At 44.5% G+C, this 544-nt stretch carries 1 protein-coding gene; it reads right to left on the bottom strand.

Annotated elements, in window-relative coordinates; genetic code table 11:
• A partial coding sequence (locus BACFIN_RS07560; RefSeq protein WP_032839703.1) for an Arm DNA-binding domain-containing protein occupies positions 1 to 370 on the bottom strand: 370 nt, incomplete at its 3' end.
• Between the last annotated feature and the right edge of the window lie 174 nt (positions 371 to 544).

Here is a 544-nt window from a genome sequence, read left to right on the forward strand (position 1 = left end):
GCTGGGTGAAGTAGCTGATGAGCGTTTTCTCCTTTTCCTCCAATCCCAGGAATGCGTTCCTGATTTTTTCCGGCAGTGCGTAACCGTCCACGTTCATCATGCGTGTGTAGTGCATGGTGATGGCCGAACGTATCTCGTCCAGTGTCTTGTTAAGTGAGGATACCCTGAGATTTTCTTTCTTGTCCGCACTCTGTTTGTTGATGACGGCTCTTCCCGCTTTCGTGTCCCAATTGTCGGGGTGTATGTCCAGCTTGCTGCTGAATTGCACCTGATCACCGTCCACCGTGATGCGCACCATAATTACTACATGACCGTTTTTCTTCGGTTCGTTCTTCTTTAAATAGAAGAGTGTTTTGAATGTCGATTTCATACCGTAACTCCTTTCTTGTTGCAAAGTTAATTTGTTCATTCCGTAACGGCTATGACTTTCGACTGCCAATATTCGACAAATGAGCGACTTACCTATAAATTCGTTACGGTTTTTATCGTAACGGAAAACCGTAACGAATTAGTAACGATTAATCTTCACAGGGTGGCTTTTTGA

Origin of the sequence: Bacteroides finegoldii DSM 17565, assembly GCF_000156195.1 — a bacterium.
GTDB classification, from domain to species: domain Bacteria; phylum Bacteroidota; class Bacteroidia; order Bacteroidales; family Bacteroidaceae; genus Bacteroides; species Bacteroides finegoldii.